Origin of the sequence: Kocuria aegyptia (assembly GCF_039530085.1) — a bacterium.
GTDB classification, from domain to species: Bacteria; Actinomycetota; Actinomycetes; order Actinomycetales; family Micrococcaceae; genus Kocuria; species Kocuria aegyptia.
The window spans coordinates 655645-672887 of sequence record NZ_BAAAOA010000046.1 but is presented as its reverse complement, the minus strand read 5'-3'; the positions used below and the strand labels follow the sequence as shown (position 1 = coordinate 672887).

Genomic DNA, 17243 nt, shown 5'->3' with positions numbered 1-17243 from the left:
CGCGTCTCAGCACGCTCCGATCCGCGCGTGGAATGATGAGGGCTCCGCGGGTGCCGGCACCCCGACCAACCGCCCCACCGCCCAGGAGCTCGATGACCACGACCACCCGCCGCCCCGCCCCCACCGTCCTGCAGGTCCTGGGCCACCTGCTCGGCGCCGCCGCCCTGTGGGCGTCGGCCGCACTGGTCGGGGTCGTGGCCCTGACCACCGCGACCGGGCAGTGGCTCGACGAGCTGGCCCTGCGCCAGGCGAGCGGCGCCTTCCCGGACCTCTCCGACCGCGCGGCTCAGCTGCTCGACTCGGTCCCGTGGGCGGTGGGCGCGGTCTCGGCCGTGTGCCTGGCGGTCCTGGCCGTGCGCTCCCGGCGCCTCGCCCCGGCGGTGGTCGGGGCGGCCGTGGTGGTGCTGTCCAACCTCACGGTCCAGATGCTCAAGCGGGAGCTGCTGGAGAAGCCGGATCTCGGCATCCAGGAGGCCGCCGTCAACTCCTTCCCGTCCGGGCACACGGCCGCCGCGGCCGCCGCCGTGGCGGTGGTGCTGCTCGCGGCGCCCGCCGCCTCCCGGCCCCTCGTCGCGCTGCTCGGGGCCGTCGCCACGACCGCGACCGGGGTGGCCACGCTGCTGAACGGCTGGCACCGGCCCTCGGACGTCGTGGCGGCCCTGCTGGTCGTGGCGGGCTGGGCGGCCCTGGGCGGACTCGTGCTGCGCCTGACCGGGCCCGTGGAGCGCCCCGTCCGGGACGGGGGCCTGACCGCCCTGCTGGCCGTCTCCGGCGCGGGGGCCCTGCTGGTCGGCCTGCTGCCGCTGTGGGCGGCCCTGCGCCTGCCGGGCGGGGGCTGGGCTGCGGTCGCGGCCTGCGCGGCGATCCTCGGCGTCAGTCTGCTGGCGGCAGCGGCGCTGACAGCGCTGCAAGCGCCCCGGTCGCGGCGTCCTCGGCCCTGATCCGCTCGAGCCGGTCCAGGAGGACCCGCGCCGCGCCCGGGGTGTAGGGCAGGCGGAACATCGAGGCCGTCACGGGCCGCATGCCGTCCGGCTGCGCCGCGGCGGCCTCGCTCGCGTCCACCCGTTCGATCGCCGTGCGCATGAGCCGGGCCTGCTGGAGCACGAAGCCGCGCTCCACGGGGTTGCCGTGGCCGGGGACGAAGACCCGGTACCGGTCGAGGGCGGCCAAGCCCTCGAGGGCCGTGGCCCAGCCCCGCGGATAGGAGTCGTCGAAGTCGGGGTCGGAGCCCTGCTCCACGAGGTCGCCGGTGAACACGACGTCGTCGACGCCCACGCAGAGGTCGTTGTCGGTGTGGGCCGGGCCGAAGGAGAAGAGCACCGCCGCCCGCTCCCCCAGGTCCACCCGGGTCAGGGCGGGGCGCCGCCCCGTGCCCGGCAGGTGCCGGTTGGGCACGACGAGACGGGTGTCCGGTCCCTCGGCGGCGGCCATCTCGGGCTCGTGAGTGCCCACGAAGGAGCGCTGGAAGTCGCCGTGCGCCTCGATCGCCGACGCGCAGCCGCGGTGGGCCCAGAAGTCCTCGGCCCCGGCGCGCTGGAACACGGCGTTGCCCAGGAAGTGGTCCCAGTGGGCGTGGGTGTTCACCACGGTCAGCGGCAGAGCCGTGAGCGAGCGGACGGCCTCCAGGATCTCCCGGGCCTGGCGCGGGCCCGCGCCCGTGTCGACCACCAGGGCGCGGCGGGTCCCGAGCACGACACCGGAGTTCAGCCTCCAGTTGTCCGTGCTCACGGCGAAGATGCCGTCGCGGAGTTCGTTGATGCGCGCCACCCGACCAGCGTACCGACCGCTGCTGGCTATCCTGACAACCATGACCGCCTCGGCCCCGGACCGCGCGGCCGGCGGCGCCGGCCGCTATGCTCCGTCCCCCTCGGGGGACCTGCACCTCGGCAATCTCCGCACGGCGCTGCTCGCGTGGGCCCTCGCGCGCTCGACGGGCCGGCGATTCGTCCTGCGTGTCGAGGACATCGACCGGGTGCGGCCGGGGGCGGCCGAGCGGCAGCTCGCGGACCTCGCCCGGCTGGGCCTGGACTGGGACGGCCCGCCGCTGCTGCAGTCCTCGCGGGAGGAGGAGCACCGGGCCGTGGTGGCGGGGCTCACCGCGGCGGGGCGCACCTACGAGTGCTACTGCACGCGCCGGGAGATCCGGGCGGCCGCGAGCGCCCCGCACGGGGCCCCGGGCGCCTATCCGGGCACGTGTCGGGACCTCGGCGACGCGGAGCGGGCGCGGCGCCGGGGTGAGCGGCCCCCCGCGGTGCGGCTGCGCGCGGACGTGCGCTCGCGCACGGTCGTGGACCGCTGGGCCGGGGCGTGCACGGGGCTCGTCGACGACTTCGTGCTGCTGCGCAACGACGGCCGCCCCGCCTACAACCTGGCGGTGGTACTCGACGACGCCCACCAGGGCGTGGACCAGGTGGTCCGCGGCGACGACCTGCTGCCCTCCACCCCCCGGCAGGCGTACCTGGCCTCGGTGCTCGGCCTGGCGGAGCCGGAGTGGGCGCACGTCCCGCTCGTGCTCAACGCCCGCGGGCAGCGTCTCGCCAAGCGCGACGGCGCCGTGACCCTCGCCGATCTCGCGGCGGCGGGGCACGGCCCCGAGGAGGTGCTGGGCCGGCTGGCCGCGTCGCTGGGCCTCCCCGGCCCGATCCGGACGGCCCAGGACGTCCTCGCCGTCTTCGACGAGGACGTCCTGCCCCGGGAGCCCTGGGTCCTGGACCCGGCCCGGTGGACCGCTCAGGTGCGCGAGGACACCGCGGCCCCGGCCTCCTCGGGGGCGTGCGGGTCCTCGGGCTCGGCCAGGAACCGCTCGTAGGCGGGGGTGGTCAGGAACGCGGGGTAGTCCTCGCCCAGGGCCACCTCCTCGAAGACGGAGCGCGCGTCGTCGAAGCGGTCGCCCTCGGCGCGCTCGATCCTCGCGAACTCCTCCTCCACCAGCTCCTGCACCCAGTCCCGGGTGATCTCCTCGCCCTCGTCCGTGATGGCGCGGGTGTTCACCCACTGCCAGATCTGCGAGCGGGAGATCTCCGCCGTCGCGGCGTCCTCCATCAGGTGGTGGATGCCCACCGCGCCGCTGCCGCGCAGCCACGCCTCGATGTAGCGGATCCCCACCTCGATGTTGTTGCGGATCCCCTCCTCGGTGATCCTCCCCGTCGCGGAGGCGATGTCGATGAGCGACTTGTCGTCGGGCACCACGTCCTCGCGGAGCCGGTCCAGCTGGTTCGGCCGGTCGCCGAGCACCGCGTCGAAGACCTCGCGGCACACGGGGACCAGGTCGGGGTGGGCCACCCAGGACCCGTCGAAGCCGTCCTGGGCCTCACGGGTCTTGTCGGCCCGCACCTTCTCGATCGCGGTGCGGTTGACCTCCTCGTCCCGGCGGGAGGGGATGAACGCGGCCATCCCGCCGATGGCCATCGCCCCGCGGCGGTGGCAGGCCCGCACGAGCTGCTCGGTGTAGGCCCGCATGAACGGCTGCGTCATGGTCACGGCGTTGCGGTCCGGGAGGATGAAGCGGGGCCCGCGGGTCCGGAAGTTCTTGATGATCGAGAAGATGTAGTCCCAGCGCCCGGCGTTGAGCCCCGCGGCGTGCTCCCCGAGCTCGTGGAGGATCTCCTCCATCTCGAAGGCCGCGGTGATCGTCTCGATCAGCACGGTGGCGCGGATGGTGCCGCGGTCGGCCCCGAGCAGGGACTCCGCACGGCTGAAGATGTCGTGCCACAGCCGCGCCTCCCGGTGGGACTCGGTCTTGGGCAGGTAGAAGTAGGGGCCCAGGCCCAGCTTCCTGAGCCGGCGGGCGTTGTGGAAGAAGTACAGGCCGAAGTCCACGATGGCACCCGCGATGGGCTCCTCCCGCACGGACAGGTGCCTCTCCTCGAGGTGCCACCCGCGGGGCCGTACCACGATGGTGGGGTTGGCCCGGGCGTCCTTGTTCTGCAGCGCGTACTTCTTGCCGTCCGGGCCGGTGAACTCGATGGACCCCTCGAGGGCGTCGATCAGGTTGAGCTGGTTGGTGACCACGTTGGTCCAGTGCGGGGTGTTGGCGTCCTCCATGTCCGCGAGCCACACCTTCGCCCCGGAGTTGAGCGCGTTGATGGTCATCTTCCGCTCGGTGGGGCCGGTGATCTCCACGCGGCGGTCCTCGAGCCCGGGCGGGGGCGGGGGCACGCGCCAGGAGTCGTCCTCGCGGACCCTCCGCGTCTCCGGCAGGAAGGTGGGGTCGGTGCCGCGGGCGATCGCCTTGCGCCGCTCCTCGCGGGCGGCCAGCAGCTCGCGCCGGCGCGGCTCGAACTCGCGGTGCAGGGCCGCCAGGAAGCCGAGCGCGTCGGGGGTGAGCACACTGTTCTGCCGGGGCACGTGGTGGCCCGTGAGGGTCACCCCGTTGATCGTCACGGGGTTGCTGGTCATCGTCATCATGGCTGGTTCCTCGCCTGAAGAGTGTCCTGGGAAGATCTGGTGGGCGGCTCCGGAGCGGGCCGGAGCCGGTCGTCGTCGGATGCGGCGCGGCCGGGGACCCGCTCGGGGCCCCGGCCGCGCCGGCCGGCTCAGAACTGGGCGGCCTCGGTGGACCCGGCGAGCGCCGTGGTGGAGGACTCCGGGTTGAGCACGGTGGAGACCAGGTCGAAGTAGCCGGTGCCGACCTCTCGCTGGTGCCGGGTGGCGGTGTAGCCCCGCTCCTCGGCCGCGAACTCCCGCTCCTGCAGCTCCACGTAGGCCGTCATCTGGTTGCGGGCGTAGCCGTGGGCCAGGTCGAACATCGAGTAGTTCAGGGCGTGGAAGCCGGCCAGCGTGATGAACTGGAACTTGAAGCCCATCGCGCCCAGCTCCCGCTGGAACTTGGCGATCGTGGCGTCGTCCAGGTGCTTCTTCCAGTTGAAGGACGGCGAGCAGTTGTAGGCGAGCATCTGCTCGGGGTGCTCCGCGTGGATGCCCTCGGCGAACTTCCTGGCCAGCTCGAGGTCCGGGGTGCCGGTCTCCATCCACAGCAGGTCCGCGTACGGGGCGTACGCGTTGCCGCGGGCGATGCAGGCCTCGAGCCCGTTGCGGACCTTGTAGTAGCCCTCCGCGGTGCGCTCGCCGGTGACGAACGGCTTGTCGCGGTCGTCGACGTCCGAGGTGATCAGGGTGGCCGCCTCCGCGTCGGTGCGGGCGATGATCAGCGAGGGGACGTCGGCGACGTCCGCCGCGAGCCGGGCCGCGCTGAGGGTGCGGACGTGCTGCTGGGTGGGGATGAGCACCTTGCCGCCCAGGTGGCCGCACTTCTTCTCGGAGGCCAGCTGGTCCTCCCAGTGCACGCCGGCCGCACCGGCGGCGATCATGGCCTTCATGAGCTCGTAGGCGTTGAGCGGGCCGCCGAAGCCGGCCTCGGCGTCGGCCACGATCGGGACCAGCCAGTCCTCGACGGTCCTCGTACCCTCGGAGTGCTCGATCTGATCGGCGCGCATCAGCGCGTTGTTGATCCGCCGCACGACCGCCGGGACGGAGTTCGCGGGGTAGATCGACTGGTCGGGGTAGGTCTGACCCGCGAGGTTCGCGTCGCCGGCGACCTGCCAGCCGGAGAGGTAGATGGCCTTGAGACCGGCCTTCACCTGCTGGACCGCCTGGTTGCCGGTCAGGGCGCCGAGGGAGTTGACGAAGTCCTCGGTGTGCAGCTTCTCCCACAGCTGCTCCGCACCGCGGCGGGCGAGGGTCTGCTCCTCCTGCACCGTGCCGCGCAGGCGGACGACCTCCTCCGCCGTGTACTCGCGGGTGATCTGCGCCCAGCGGGGATCGGCGTCCCACTCCTGGCGGATCTCGTCGGCGGTCTTGGGGGCGTTGGGGTAGGACATGTCGGCTCCTCGTTGAGTGGTCCGTGGACGGGTGCTTCGGCTTTGAGCTCCCCGGGAAGTTCGCGCTCCCGTGGTGACGCATCCCACTCTGCCCCGATCCGCACCGGGTCCACCCCAAGTTTCTCGGTGAAATTTCTCTGTTCTTCCTCTACCGTGAAGAAATGACGACCAGCGCGTGGGGCACCGAGGAACCGACGTCGGCGGAGCCGTCCGGGAGCACCGATCTCATCGGTCTCGGCCGGCGCATCCGATCGCTGCGCAAGGACCGGGGGCTGACGCTCGCGGAGCTCGCCGACCGGACCGGCACCGCCGCGTCGCAGCTGTCCGTCATCGAGAACGGCCGGCGCGAGCCCCGGCTGAGCCTGCTGCGGCGCCTCGCCGAGGTCCTGGGCACGAGCGTGGACTCCCTGCTCGGGGCCGAGCCCGGCACCCGGCGCGAGGCGCTCGAGATCCAGCTCGAGCGCACCCAGCGCTCCCCCTTCTACGAGCAGCTGGGGCTGCCGACCGTCCGGGTCAGCTCCGCCCTGTCCACCGAGGTGCTCGAGGCGCTCGTGGCCCTGCAGGAGCGGCTGGCCGAGGCCCTCGAGAAGAACTCGGCCACCCCGGAGGAGGCCCGCCGGGCCAACGTGCAGCTGCGCCGGCTCATGCGCGAGCAGGACAACTACTTCCCGGACCTGGAGCAGGCCGCGAAGGAGCTGCTCGCCCTGGGCGGCTACTCTTCGGGTCCCGTGTCCAACTCCGTGATCTCCGAGATGGTGGGCCGGCTCGGCTACGGCATCCACCACGTCACGGACCTCCCGCACTCGACCCGTTCGGTGACCGACCTGCTCAACCGGCGGATCTACCTGGTGCAGAGCCCTCGGGCGGACCACGACCCCCGCGCGGTGCTGCTCCAGGCCGTGGGCCACCAGGTGCTGGGCCACCAGCCGCCGAAGGACTACGCCGAGTTCCTCGCCCAGCGGGTGCAGACGAACTACTTCGCCGCGGCCGTGATGCTCCCGGAGGACAAGACCGTCCCGTTCCTGCTCGAGGCGAAGAAGGACCGGGACCTGTTCCTCGAGGACCTCAAGGACCGCTTCGCCGTCTCCCACGAGACGGCGGGGCACCGCTTCACGAACCTCGCGACGCGCCACCTGGGGATCCGCACCCACTTCCACAAGGTCCACTCGTCCGGGGTGATCCACAAGGCCTACGAGAACAACGGCCTGGCGTTCCCCACGGACCACACCGGGGCGATCGAGGGCCAGATGTCCTGCCGCAAGTGGTCCGGGCGCACCGTCTTCGACCAGCCCAACCAGTTCACGGCGTTCGCCCAGTACACCGACACGCCCTCCGGCACCTACTGGTGCTCCACGCGCACGGAGCTCTCGAGCCAGGGCGTGTTCTCGATCGGCGTGGGCGTCGCGTTCACCGACGCCCGCTGGTTCCGCGGCCGCGATACCCCGCACCGCACCGTGTCCACGTGCCCGGACCCCTCATGCTGCCGGCGCCCGCCCGAGGAGCTCAGCCGGGTGTGGGCGGGCCACGCGTGGCCCAACACCCGGGCGCACTCGCACGTGCTGGCCGCCCTGCCCGAGGGTGCCTTCCCGGGCGTCGACGAGCGCGAGGTCTACGAGTTCCTGCAGGCCCACGACGGCGCCTGAGCCGGCCCCGCGGGGTGCGGGCGCGGTCTGCCCGCACCCGCAGTGGCCGGCCACCTGCACCCGTAGTGGCTGGCCACTGCCCGGGAGCGGGCGTAAAGTCCTGTGCGACCTCTGATCCACCCACCCCCCTGGACGCTGCGCTCCACCGGGCCGGCTCCGGGCGGAAAGGACACCATGCCCCAAGAGATAGCTCAGACGATCGCGATCGTCATCTACTTCGCCGCCATGATCGCGATCGGCCTCTACGCCAACAGCAGGACGAAGAACCTCGACGACTACATGCTCGGCGGGCGCAACCTCAAGCCCGGCGTCGCCGCACTCAGCGCCGGGGCCTCCGACATGTCCGGCTGGCTGCTGCTCGGCCTGCCGGGGGCGGTGTTCCTCTCCGGCCTGGTCGAGGCGTGGATCGCCATCGGGCTGATCATCGGCGCGTGGGTCAACTGGAAGTTCATCGCGCCCCGGCTGCGCTCCTACACCGAGGTCTCGCACAACTCGATCACGATCCCGTCCTTCCTGGACAACCGGCTCAAGGGCGGCACCCGCCTGCTGCGCGTCGTCTCCGGGCTGATCATCCTGGTGTTCTTCACGTTCTACGTCTCCTCCGGCATGGTCGCGGGCGGCCTGTTCTTCCAGTCCTCCTTCGGCTCGACCTACCACGCCGGCCTGCTCCTGGTCGTCGGCGTGACCATCGCCTACACCCTCTTCGGCGGCTTCCTGGGCGCGACCTACACCGACGTGGCCCAGGGCATCCTTATGTTCCTCGCCCTGCTCATGGTCCCGGTCGTCGGGATCATCAACGTCGGCGGCTTCGGGCAGATGGCGGAGAACATCACCGCGGTGGACCCCGACGCCCTGTCCCTGGTGCGCGGCGCCACCGTGATCGGCGTCGTCTCGGCGCTGGCGTGGGGTCTCGGCTACTTCGGCCAGCCGCACATCATCGTCCGGTTCATGGCCATGCGCTCCCCCTCCGACGCCAAGAGCGGCCGCCGGATCGGGCTGACCTGGATGGTGCTCAGCGTTCTCGGGGCGATCGCCACCGCCCTCGTGGGCCTCGCCTACTACGGCAACCGCCCGGACGAGAGCCCGACCGACCCCGAGTCCGTGTTCCTGGACCTCGCGCAGGTCTTCTTCCACCCGGTGGTCGCGGGCTTCGTGCTGGCGGCCGTGCTGGCGGCGATCATGTCCACGGTCTCCTCCCAGCTCATCGTCTCCTCCTCCGCCCTGGTGGAGGACCTGTACAAGCTGACCGTCAAGCAGTCGCCGTCCGAGCGCAAGCAGGTGTGGATGGGCCGGGCGGGCGTGGCCCTCGTCGCCCTCGTGGCGGTGGTCCTGGCCTGGGAGCAGAACAACACGATCCTCGGCCTCGTGGCCTTCGCGTGGGCCGGCTTCGGCGCCTCGTTCGGCCCGATCGTGATCCTGTCGCTGTTCTGGCGCAAGCTCACGAACCTGGGCGCGATCACCGGCATGGTCCTGGGCGCGGTGACCGTCTTCGCGTGGACCGTGACCCCGTGGGCCGCCCTCTACGAGATCGTCCCCGGCTTCGTGGTGAGCCTCGTCTCCGCCATGCTGGTCTCCAAGGCCACCTACCGGCGCGACGAGGCGGTCGAGCGCGAGTTCGACGACGCCGTGCGCCTCACCCACGCCGCGCAGGACGAGATGGCCGCCCGCTGACCCCCCGCGCTGCAGCCCCGGGGCCCGTTCCGCACGCCGGAACGGGCCCCGGGGCCGTTCGCGGGTCAGTACCCGATGGAGGCCAGGCTCGCCCGGATCGCCTCGGCGGAGCGGTGCAGCATGGCCAGTTCCTGCTCGTCCATGGGCACGACCAGGCGCTCGACGACGCCCCGCCGCGCGACGACCGACGGCACGGACAGGGCGACGCCGCTGATCCCCCGGTAGTCGTCGAGGACCGTGGAGACCGGCAGCACGGCGTGCTCGTCGCGCAGCACGGCCTCGGCCACGCGCGCCCCGGCCAGGCCGATCGCGTAGTTGGTGGCGCCCTTGCCCTGGATCACCGTGTACGCCGCGTTAATCGTCCGGTGCGTGATCTCGCCCAGCCGCTCGTCGGTGAACGGCCGGCGCCCCTCGACCGTCCAGTCCCGCAACGGGATCTGCCCGATGTTCGCGTTCGACCAAAGGGGGAACTCGGTGTCCCCGTGCTCGCCGACGATCGTGGCGTGCACGCTCGTGGTGGACACCCCGCCCTCCTCGGCCAGCAGCCACCGCAGCCGGGAGGTGTCCAGCACGGTCCCGGACGACATCACCCGCTCCGTGGGCAGCCCGGTGAGCTTCTGCGCGATGACCGTGAGCACGTCGCACGGATTGGTCACCAGCACGTACACGGCCTCGGGCGCCTGCTCCACCAGGCGCGGCATCAGCTGCTCGAGGATCGCGGCGTTGGCGCCCGCCAGCTCCATCCGCGTCTGGCCGGGCCGCTGCTTGGCCCCGGCGGTCACGAAGACGATGTCCGAGCCGGCCAGCACGGCGATGTCGTCGGAGCCGGTCACCCGGGAGCTGGGGGTGAACATCGCCCCGTGGGCCAGGTCCAGGCCCTCGGCGCGGACCCGGTCCCCGGCCAGGTCGTAGAGGGCCACCTCCTGCGCGACGCCCTTGATGAGGGCCGCGTAGGCCAGCGACGAGCCGACGGAGCCGGCGCCGACCACGCCGATCTTGGTTCGCGCGGGAGTGGTGGGCACGGTCTCGGGCACGGGGAACTCCTCGAAGGCTCGGCGGTCCGCGGCAGCGGACGGTGTACTCCCATCCTGGGCCAGCGGGCACGGGTCGCGGAAGGCCCCTGGGCGCCGTGTCGCGGCGCCCCTCAGCCCTCGCGGGACGCGGAGGCCGCTGCCAGGAAGTCCCGCATGAGGGGGCCGCCGGTGACCGAGCCCAGGTCGCCGTCCTCCACGAAGACCGCCACGGCGAGGTCCTCGTGCTCGGCGATCACCCAGGAGTGGGTCCGGGGCGGGTCCTCGTCACCGAACTCGGCCGTGCCGGTCTTGCCGATCGCGGTGTCCGGCTCGAGCTCCTGGAGCACGCCCAGGTGCCCGGACGAGACGACGGCCCGCATCATGGTGCGCAGCTGCTCCGCCTCCTCGGCGGTCAGGGGCTCCTCCGGGCCCGGCCCGGCCGTGGCGTCCTCCTCGAGCAGGCCCTCGGTGCTGACCAGCCGGGGGGTGACGAGCTCTCCGGCGGCGACCGAGGCGGTGAGGTTCGCCATGCTCAGCGGGGACACGAGCGTGCGGCCCTGCCCGAACATCGCCACGGCGTGCTGGGCCGGCTCCTCCTCCTCGGGGACGGAGCCGGAGAACACCGGCGCCCCGAGGTCCGTCCCGGCGCCGATGCCGAGTGCGGCGGCGGCCTCGGCCAGTTCCGCCTGGCTGATCCGGTCGTGCTGGTCCACGAAACTGGTGTTGCAGGAGTGGGCCAGGGACTCGGTGAGGGTGATGGGCCCGGTGAACTCGTCCGGATAGGACTCGACGTTGTCGATCCGCACACCCGCCGCGGTCGTGGACGGCGGGCACTGCACGACCGTGGCGGGAGTGTCGCCCTTCCGGAGCATCCCCAGGGCCGTGACCACCTTGAAGGTGGAGCCGGGCGCGTACTGGCCCAGCAGCGCGGTGGAGTAGCCCTCGGAGCCGGGCCCGTTGGCCGAGGCGACGAGTTCGCCCGTGGAGGGCCGGACCGCCACGACGGCGGACGGGGACTCGATCCCGGCCAGCAGTTCCTCGGCGGTGGTCTGGAGCCCGCGGTCCAGCGTCACCGTGACCGGCTCACCGGCCTGCGCCGGCACCTCGAACAGCGGCTCGCCGCCGGCCACCGCCTCCTCCCCGATCTCCTCGACGACGACGCCGGGAGTGCCGCGCAGCCGGTCGTCGAAGCGTTCCTGCACTCCCCCGCGGCCGACCGTCGCTCCGGGGGCGAGCTCCCCGCCGGAGTCCGCGACGTCCTCGGCCGTCGCCTCGGCCACCCCGCCCAGGAGGTCGGCGGCGAAGCCGCGGGCCGGGGCCAGGGGCATCTCGTCCTCGACCACGAGCAGCCCCGGGACGGCGGCCATCTGCTCGGCGTCCAGCTCCCGGAAGTCCTCCTCCCGCAACGGCAGGGCCTCCACGAACGCCTCGGGCCCGGCTTCCTCGACGGCCGTGGCGTAGGCGTCGGCGTCGAGGTCCACGGCGGCGGCGAGCCGGCGCGCCGCCTCCTCGGGCTCCGCCCCCTCCAGCTGCGACCGGTCGATGCCGACCCGCCGGATCGGCCGCTCCGTCACGAGCGTCTCGCCGCCCGCCCCGAGGATGTCCCCGCGGTCCGCGGCCACCGTCCGGGCGCGCAGCGCCTCCCCTTCGGCCAGACCCGGCTGCACCACGGCCGGGGACCACTCGGGGACCCACTCCCCGGACCCGGACCGCACCAGCGGCAGGACCGAGTCGTACGCCCAGTCCTGCTCCGCCCCCGGGAGGTCCCAGGACCAGGACAGGGTGGCCTCGCGCCGCCCCTCCTCCCCGGCGTCCTCGACCGCGGAGACCTCGACGGCCGGGGCGGCCTCCCCGAGCCCGGCCGTGATCCGCTCGTACTGCGCCTGGGCGGAGGCGCCCTCGACGTCGCCGAAGGACAGCTCCTCGACGCTGCCCGCGCCCAGGGCCGTGGCGACCCGCTCGGCGGCCTCCCGTGCGTCGTCGGGGGAGAGCACCGAGCAGCCGGTGACGAGGAGGGCGGCGGAGAGCGCCATGGGGACGGCGGTCCTCGGCCACCGGCCGAGGGGCCGGGGCGCCGGGGGCTGCCGGGTGGAGCGGGACGTCTGCACGGTACCGAATCTAGTCCGCTCGGCCCGCCCGGCACAGACCCGGCGGAGGGCTCAGGACACGGAAGGACCGGTGGGTGCCGTGTCTGCACGGCACCCACCGGTCCGTCGGATGCGCGGGGAGGGGGTGCGCTCCCGCGCGGGGCGGGGCCGGGGGCCGGCCCCTGACCACCGGATCAGCAGTGGTACGTGTCGGTCGGCGCCTCGAAGTGGACGTCGTAGCCCTCGGGCACGCTCAGGCCGAAGGCGCCGGCCAGGCCCAGGATCTTCCTGGCTCGGGCGAGTCGCGGCAGGTCGGAGCCGTTGCGGATCTCCCCGCCGTCGGCGTCGAACTCCTGCAGGAACTCGGTGGCCCAGGACAGCTCGGACAGGGACGGGCTCAGGCCCTCGTTGACCGTGGCGGCCTGTTCCGGCATCAGGCACAGCTTGCCCGTCATGCCGAACTCCAGGGTCACGGACGTGGCCTCGGCGAGCTTGGGGCCCAGCGCCCCGACGGCGGGCCCGTCGATGGGCCCGGGCAGATTGGCCGCCCGGGAGGCGATGGTGAACTGCGAACGCGTGTAGGCCAGCGTCATGGGGTTCTCGCCGAAGCCGGTGTCGCGGCGGAAGTCGCCCAGGCCGAAGCCCAGCCGGTAGGTGGAGCGGGCGCCGGCGATGGCCTGCAGGTGCTGCACGCCGCGGGCCGTCTCGACGAGCGCGACGATCCGCGTGTCCTTGAGCAGCTCCGCGGTGCGGGTGACGTGCTCGGGGGACTCGACCATGGCCAGCATGACGCCGTCCAGGCCGCGGACGCCGGCGAGGGCCCGGAGGTCCTCCTCCCACCACTGGGTGCCGAAGCCGTTGACCCGCACCCACGCGTGGTGCTGCTCGCCCTGCTCGTCCTGGGCGTCCAGCCAGCTGATGACGTTGCGTCGGGCCCGCTCCTTGTCCTTCGGCGCCACGGAGTCCTCGATGTCCAGGACGACGACGTCGGCCGCGCTCGCCCGGGCCGCCGCGAACCGCTCGGCCTGGGCGCCGTTGACGAGCAGCCAGGAGCGGGCGAGCTCCGGGCCGACCGCGGGCGCGGCGGCCTGGGGAACCAGCGGCAGGGACGAGGTGGTCGGGGTCGTGGACGAGGTCTCGATCGAGGTGGCAGTCATGAGGGCGTACCCGTTCTTCGTGAGGTGCAGCGCGCTGCGCTGCGGCAAGCGTGCCGGGGAACCGTGCGGGGAGGGCAGGTGCTGCCCGGCGGAACCGTGCCCGGTGCCGGAACCGCGGGAACGATCGCGTCGCGGGGGTCCGGCCGGGGCGTGCCTCGGGCCGGGGATCGCGAGGTGGGCGAGCCGGTCCGTGCGCGCTGGATCAACGCGCTCGGCAGGTGCGGTGACTCCACCGTAACGCAGATCACAGGAGGGCGCCACCCACCGCGCGCGGACCCGGACCGGGGTTCAGGAGCGGCGCGCGGTGCGGGCGGTGGCGGGCGCGGTCCAGGGGTCCTCCGGCCAGGGGTGCCTGGGGTAGCGGCCGCGCATCTCGGCGCGCACCTGGGCGTAGGGGCCGGACCAGAACGAGGCGAGGTCGTCGGTCACGGCCAGCGGCCGCCCCGCCGGGGAGAGCAGGTGGAAGAGGACCGGCACGCGGCCGTCGGCGACCGTCGGGGACGCCGCCCACCCGAAGCACTCCTGGAGCTTGACGCTGACCACCGGGCGGCCGGCGGGGTCGTCGGCGGCCGGGTAGTCGATCCTCGCCCGGGAGCCGCTGGCCACGACCAGCCGCTCGGGCACGAGCTCGTCGAGGCGGCCGGCCTCCGGCCACGGGAGCAGCCGTCGCAGGGGCGCCGCGAGGTCGACCTGCTCGCCGCCGGCGAGGGCGCCGAGCTCGGGGGCGAGCCACTCGTCGAGGCGGTCGAGCAGCGCGGCGTCGGCCACGTCGGGCCACGGTTCGCCCAGCCGGTGGTGGAGCAGCGCGAGCCGGCGCCGGATCCGGTCGGCGCCGTCCGACCAGCCGAGCAGGCCGAGGCCCTGCTCGGCCAGGGCGGCGCGCACCGCGTCGCGGGCGGCCTCCGGCGCGGGCCGCACTGGGGTCGAGGACAGCTCGATCGCCCCGAGCGCGCGGACCCGGCGGGCGCTCGCCCGCCCGTTCTCGAACCGGGTGCGGACCTCGTCGGTGAGCAGGTGCTCGGCGCAGCGCTCGGCGAGGGGGCGGTCGAGTGCCGCCGCGGCGCGCACGACCGCGCCGGTCCCGGCGGCGGCCTGTCCGGCTGCCCGGGAGACGTCGGCGACGGCCAGCCACTCGTGGCCCGCCAGGCCGCTGCCGGGGGCCAGGCCCGCACGGGTCCCGGAGGCGAGCAGGTACGTGTCCCCCACCTTCCGGGCGACCCGTTCCGGCAGGGCCAGCGCCACGACGGCACCGGTCACGAGCTCGGCCGCGACCGCACCGGCCGCCGGCGGCGCCGGCCGGCCGGGCGGTCCGGCGGGCGGCGGGTCCGCGGCGATCCGCTCGAGGCGGCGGGCCTCGTCGGCCCAGCGCCGGGCGTCCGGGGCCCGCCCGGTGCGCAGCTCGGCGAGCAGGCGGGACAGGTCCCCGCCGGGCGGGCGGTGGTCGTCCGAGACCATCGCGACGACCTCGGCCGCCGGCCGGGCCCCCACCGTGCGGGCGCCGTCGAGGAGACCGCGGGCCAGGCGCGGGTCCACGGGCACCTCCGCGAGCCGCCGGCCGGTGGCGGTGGCCCGGCCCTCGCCGTCGAGCGCACCGAGCCCGCGCAGCACGGCGACGGCCTCGGCCAGGGCCGGCGCGGGCAGCGGGTCCGGCAGGGGCAGGCCCCGTCCACCTGGGGCGCCCCAGCAGGCGAGCAGCAGGGCGGCGCCCGTGAGGTCGGCGGCCGCGAGCTCGGGGGTGAGGTGGCGGGGCATCGCGGCCCAGGTCCGCTCGTCGTAGCAGCGCACGACCTCCCCGGGCCCGAGCCGGGCGGCGCGGCCCGCCCGCTGCTCGGCCGAGGCCCGGGAGGCCGCGACCGTGACCAGGCCCGTCATGCCGCGGCCCGCGTCCCGCCGGGGCTCCCGGGACAGCCCGGAGTCGACCACGAGGCGCACGCCCGGCACCGTCAGGGAGGACTCGGCCAGGGACGTGGTGACGACCACGCGCGGCGGGTCACCCGGCCGGCGTCCCGAGGTCGCCCGGTCCTGCTCGGCGGCCCCGGCCCGGCCGTGCAGCTCGAGCACCTCGGTCCCGCGGCAGGCCTCCCGCAGCCGCCGGGCGACCTGGGCGACCTCCCACGCCCCGGGGACGAACACGAGCGCGTCCGTGGTGGCGTCCCGGGCCAGGGACCGGGTGTGCGCGTCGGCCGCGGTCCGGGCGACGTGGTCGAGGAAGGAGCGGGTGACCCCGCGGTCGTCGGTGCGGCGGCCGGGTACCGGGGCCCACCGGACCGTGAGCGGGTGGAGGGCGGCCGGGCAGTCGACCACCGGGGCCGGGGATCCCTCCCCCAGCAGGCCGGCGAAGCGCGGGGCGTCGAGGGTCGCGGACATCGCGACGAGCACCAGGTCCTCGCGCAGCTGCCGGACCTCGGCCAGCATGCCGACGAGCAGGTCGGACTCGAGGCCGCGCTCGTGGACCTCGTCGAGGACCACGGCCCCCGTTCCGCTCAGCCCCGGGTCCTGCAGCAGCCGGCGCAGGAGCACGCCGGGGGTGACGAACTCGACGAGCGTGCGGGCCCCGGCGCGCCGGTCGCCGCGCACCGTGTGGCCCACGAGCTCGCCGACCCGGGTCCCGGCCAGCTCCGCCAGCCGGCGTGCCGCCGAGCGGGCGGCGACCCGCCGGGGCTGGGTGACGACCACCCGGCCGGGGGCGGACCCGGCCGCGCGCTCGTGCAGCAGGTCGGCGACGAGCGGGGGCACCAGGGTCGTCTTGCCGCTGCCGGGCGGGGCCTGCACCACGGCGACATCGCCGGCCAGCGCCGCGCGGAGCTCGCCGAGCACCCCGGCCACCGGCAGGCCGGCGCCGATCCGGGCGAGGTCGAAGGGTGCGGTGCTCACCGTCCCAGTCTCCCACCGGAACGAGCCGTCCGGTCGTGGTGGTCCGGCGGCTGCCGCACCCGCCGCCCGGAACGGGCGCGCCCGCGCGGGGCGAGCGGTCAGTCCCCGGTGCGCGTCAGGAACCCGCGCAGCACCTCGACGAACTTCTCCGGCTCCTGCGAGTGGACCCAGTGGCCGGCCTCGCGGATCGTCACCCGGTGCGCCCTGGGGAACAGGCTGCGCATGAGGGGTGCGTGCTCGTCGCGGACGTAGTCCGAGCGCCCGCCGGCCACCCAGAGCACCGGCCCCTCGTAGACGGCGTCACCGGTGTCGGGGAAGCTGCCGATGGTGTCCAGGCTCGACCGCAGCAGCTCGAGGTTCGGCTCCCAGGAGAGGCCCTCCTTGCCGCTGCGCAGGTTCTGCAGCAGGAAGCTGCGGGTGGTGTCCTGCGGGATGGATTCCCTGAGGGCCTCGTCCGCGTCGGAGCGGCGCTCGACGGCCGTCAGGTCCACGGCCGCGAGGCTGTCCAGCAGGTGCGCGAACTCGCCCTCGCCGCCCCCGGTCCGGGTGGGAGCGATGTCCACCACGACGAGCCGGGAGACGAGATCCGGGTGTCGCAGCGCCAGCACCATGGCCACCTTGCCGCCCAGGGAGTGCCCGACGACGGCGACCGGACCCGCCGAGGCGACGTCGTCGCGCAGGCTCTCGGCCACGGAGTCCGCCATCTGCTCGTAGTCGACCCGGTCCGTCCACTCGGACCGGCCGTGATTGGGCAGGTCCACCAGCAGGCTCCGGAAGTCCGGCTGGAGGTCCTTGGCGATCCGGGCGAAGTTCTTGCCCCTGCCGAACAGGCCGTGCAGGAAGACGACGGGCTCGCCGTCGTCGCCGACGGGGGTCGTGTGCAGGGTGCTCGTCCGGAAGTCAGTCATCCTCTGAGCTTAGGCAGTTCTCGGCACCGTCGCCCCTGCGGCCCCGGAGACGGCCCAGGAGACGGCCCCGG

Annotated in this window: 12 protein-coding genes; 4 read left to right on the top strand and 8 right to left on the bottom strand. The window is 74.2% G+C overall.

What is annotated here, in order from left to right; translation table 11 throughout:
- Nucleotides 1-92 precede the first annotated feature (92 nt).
- The gene (locus ABD220_RS17390; RefSeq protein WP_344124735.1) at nucleotides 93-941 is read left to right on the top strand and encodes a phosphatase PAP2 family protein; all 849 of its coding nucleotides are present in this window, start codon (nucleotides 93-95) and stop codon (nucleotides 939-941) included.
- On the opposite strand, the gene ABD220_RS17385 is transcribed toward ABD220_RS17390, so the two are convergent.
- Nucleotides 874-1767, bottom strand: a complete 894-nt coding sequence (locus ABD220_RS17385) for an MBL fold metallo-hydrolase (RefSeq protein ID WP_344124734.1) — start codon at nucleotides 1765-1767, stop codon at nucleotides 874-876. The two genes, ABD220_RS17390 and ABD220_RS17385, sit on opposite strands and share 68 nt — an antisense overlap.
- A gap of 40 nt (nucleotides 1768-1807) precedes the next feature.
- On the opposite strand from ABD220_RS17385, the gene gluQRS reads away from it, so the two are divergent.
- Nucleotides 1808-2809, top strand: a complete 1002-nt coding sequence (gluQRS, locus tag ABD220_RS17380) for a tRNA glutamyl-Q(34) synthetase GluQRS (RefSeq protein WP_344124733.1) — start codon at nucleotides 1808-1810, stop codon at nucleotides 2807-2809.
- Here the strand turns inward: gluQRS and aceB are convergent.
- Nucleotides 2731-4404, bottom strand: coding sequence for a malate synthase A (aceB, locus tag ABD220_RS17375; RefSeq protein WP_425552589.1), 1674 nt, complete (start codon nucleotides 4402-4404; stop codon nucleotides 2731-2733). The two genes, gluQRS and aceB, sit on opposite strands and share 79 nt — an antisense overlap.
- Nucleotides 4405-4535: 131 nt before the next feature.
- On the bottom strand, nucleotides 4536-5819 hold the full coding sequence (gene aceA, locus ABD220_RS17370; protein ID WP_344124731.1) for an isocitrate lyase: 1284 nt from the start codon (nucleotides 5817-5819) through the stop codon (nucleotides 4536-4538).
- A 161-nt stretch (nucleotides 5820-5980) separates the two neighbouring features.
- Between aceA and ABD220_RS17365 the strand changes: the two genes are divergently transcribed.
- Both ABD220_RS17365 and putP read left to right on the top strand, forming a co-directional pair.
- Nucleotides 5981-7462 (top strand): helix-turn-helix domain-containing protein, encoded by a 1482-nt coding sequence (locus tag ABD220_RS17365; protein WP_344124730.1) that lies wholly within the window; start codon nucleotides 5981-5983, stop codon nucleotides 7460-7462.
- Nucleotides 7463-7636: 174 nt separating this feature from the next.
- Nucleotides 7637-9133 (top strand): sodium/proline symporter PutP, encoded by a 1497-nt coding sequence (gene putP / locus ABD220_RS17360; RefSeq protein WP_344124729.1) that lies wholly within the window; start codon nucleotides 7637-7639, stop codon nucleotides 9131-9133.
- 65 nt (nucleotides 9134-9198) lie between these two features.
- On the opposite strand, the gene ABD220_RS17355 is transcribed toward putP, so the two are convergent.
- The 5 genes from ABD220_RS17355 to ABD220_RS17335 all read right to left on the bottom strand — a co-directional run bounded on the left by ABD220_RS17355 (nucleotide 9199) and on the right by ABD220_RS17335 (nucleotide 17172).
- Nucleotides 9199-10167, bottom strand: a complete 969-nt coding sequence (locus tag ABD220_RS17355) for an L-lactate dehydrogenase (RefSeq protein WP_344124728.1) — start codon at nucleotides 10165-10167, stop codon at nucleotides 9199-9201.
- A gap of 110 nt (nucleotides 10168-10277) precedes the next feature.
- Nucleotides 10278-12179 (bottom strand): penicillin-binding transpeptidase domain-containing protein, encoded by a 1902-nt coding sequence (locus tag ABD220_RS17350; RefSeq protein ID WP_344124727.1) that lies wholly within the window; start codon nucleotides 12177-12179, stop codon nucleotides 10278-10280.
- A 248-nt stretch (nucleotides 12180-12427) separates the two neighbouring features.
- On the bottom strand, nucleotides 12428-13390 hold the full coding sequence (locus ABD220_RS17345; protein WP_344124798.1) for an HpcH/HpaI aldolase/citrate lyase family protein: 963 nt from the start codon (nucleotides 13388-13390) through the stop codon (nucleotides 12428-12430).
- A gap of 288 nt (nucleotides 13391-13678) precedes the next feature.
- Nucleotides 13679-16264, bottom strand: coding sequence for an ATP-dependent helicase HrpB (gene hrpB / locus ABD220_RS17340; RefSeq protein WP_344124726.1), 2586 nt, complete (start codon nucleotides 16262-16264; stop codon nucleotides 13679-13681).
- A gap of 98 nt (nucleotides 16265-16362) precedes the next feature.
- A complete protein-coding gene (locus ABD220_RS17335) occupies nucleotides 16363-17172 on the bottom strand; it encodes an alpha/beta fold hydrolase (RefSeq protein ID WP_344124725.1) in 810 nt (269 codons plus the stop codon).
- Nucleotides 17173-17243 lie beyond the last annotated feature (71 nt).

Excerpts from the sequence above, each read along its gene's own strand:
- aceB (WP_425552589.1), bottom strand. The coding sequence starts at position 4,404 with ATGACGATGACCAGCAACCCCGTGACGATCAACGGGGTGACCCTCACG.
- ABD220_RS17345 (WP_344124798.1), bottom strand. The coding sequence starts at position 13,390 with ATGACTGCCACCTCGATCGAGACCTCGTCCACGACCCCGACCACCTCG.
- ABD220_RS17390 (WP_344124735.1), top strand. The coding sequence starts at position 93 with ATGACCACGACCACCCGCCGCCCCGCCCCCACCGTCCTGCAGGTCCTG.
- aceA (WP_344124731.1), bottom strand. The coding sequence starts at position 5,819 with ATGTCCTACCCCAACGCCCCCAAGACCGCCGACGAGATCCGCCAGGAG.
- putP (WP_344124729.1), top strand. The coding sequence starts at position 7,637 with ATGCCCCAAGAGATAGCTCAGACGATCGCGATCGTCATCTACTTCGCC.
- ABD220_RS17335 (WP_344124725.1), bottom strand. The coding sequence starts at position 17,172 with ATGACTGACTTCCGGACGAGCACCCTGCACACGACCCCCGTCGGCGAC.
- ABD220_RS17365 (WP_344124730.1), top strand. The coding sequence starts at position 5,981 with ATGACGACCAGCGCGTGGGGCACCGAGGAACCGACGTCGGCGGAGCCG.
- ABD220_RS17350 (WP_344124727.1), bottom strand. The coding sequence starts at position 12,179 with ATGGCGCTCTCCGCCGCCCTCCTCGTCACCGGCTGCTCGGTGCTCTCC.
- gluQRS (WP_344124733.1), top strand. The coding sequence starts at position 1,808 with ATGACCGCCTCGGCCCCGGACCGCGCGGCCGGCGGCGCCGGCCGCTAT.